Source organism: Micromonospora sp. NPDC052213, from assembly GCF_040679695.1.
In the GTDB taxonomy this organism is placed as follows: domain Bacteria; phylum Actinomycetota; class Actinomycetes; order Mycobacteriales; family Micromonosporaceae; genus Micromonospora.
In genome coordinates this window covers 1-1,233 of record NZ_JBFAVI010000371.1, presented here as the reverse complement: position 1 = coordinate 1,233, position 1,233 = coordinate 1, and the positions used below count along the sequence as shown (strand labels likewise).

General features: G+C 79.4%; 1 protein-coding gene. It reads left to right on the top strand.

Translation table 11 applies throughout. The annotated features are described in order from the left end of the window. Positions 1-1,233, top strand: a 1,233-nt coding sequence (locus AB0L34_RS34045) for a KR domain-containing protein (protein ID WP_363709788.1), incomplete at both ends; no start/stop codon positions are given.

Here is a 1,233-nt window from a genome sequence, read left to right as displayed (position 1 = left end):
GCGCAAGGACCGGCCCGAGGGGCACGCCCTGCTGGCGGCCCTGGCCGAGCTGCACGTCCACGGCGTCCCGGTCACCTGGGCGCAGTGGTTCGCCGGCACCGGCGCCACCCGGGTCGACCTGCCCACGTACGCCTTCCAGCACCAGCGCTACTGGCCGGAGGTCGACGGCGCAGCCGCCCCGTCGGGCGAGCGCGCCGACGGCGCCGAGGGCGACTTCTGGGCCGCGGTCGAACGTGGCGACCTGCCCGCCGTGGCGTCCCACCTGGCCGTGCAGGACGACCCGGGCGCCGTGGCGGCCCTCGCCCCGGCCGTACCGGTGCTGTCCTCGTGGCGCCGGGCGAGGCTGCGCGACGCCGCCGTGGACGCCTGGTCGTACCGCATCACGTGGCACCAGATCCACCCCGCCCCCACCCCGTCCCTCCCGGGCCGCTGGCTCGTCGTCACCCCCGCCCCTCACCCCGCCGATCTTGCGGTTTCGGCCCCCGAGTCGGGTGGGATGTGGCTTTCGTCGGGGCCGGAAGTGCACGATCGCGGGGAGTGGGGCGGGGTTGTCGACGCGCTCCGGCGGGGTGGGGGAGACGTCGACGTCCTTCGGGTCACGCCGGGCGTGGAGCGGGGGGCGTTGGGCACGGCGCTGCGGGAGCGCGGCGAAGGCGGCTGGAGCGGCGTGCTCTGCCTGCTGCCCGAGCGGGACGAACCGCTGCCCGACGCGCCCGCCGTACCCGCCGGGACGGCACTGCTGCTCACCCTCGTCCAGGCCCTGGCCGACACCGGCCTGCCCGGCCGGCTGTGGTGCCTCACCCGGGGCGCCGTGTCCGTCGGCGGCGGCGAGACCGTCGCCGACCCGTCGTCCGCCGCGGCCTGGGGCCTCGGCCGCGTCGTCGCCCTCGAACAGCCGGACCGCTGGGCCGGCCTGATCGACCTGCCCGCCGCCGAGCCCGCTCAGCCCGCCGCCGGCACCGCCGGGCCGGACCGGGCCGGCCGCCTCGACCGGGCCGCCGGGGACGCGCTGCTCGCCGTCCTCGCCGACGCCGGCCACGACCAGGTGGCGATCCGCCCGCAGGGCGTGCTCGAACGGCGGCTCGTCCCCGCCGCCCCGCCCGCCGGGGCGGCCTGGCGGCCCTCCGGCACCGTGCTCGTCACCGGTGGCACCGGCGCGCTGGGCCGGCACGTGGCCCGCTGGCTGCTGGCCAACGGCGCCGCCGAGGTGGTGCTCGCCTCCCGCCGCGGCCC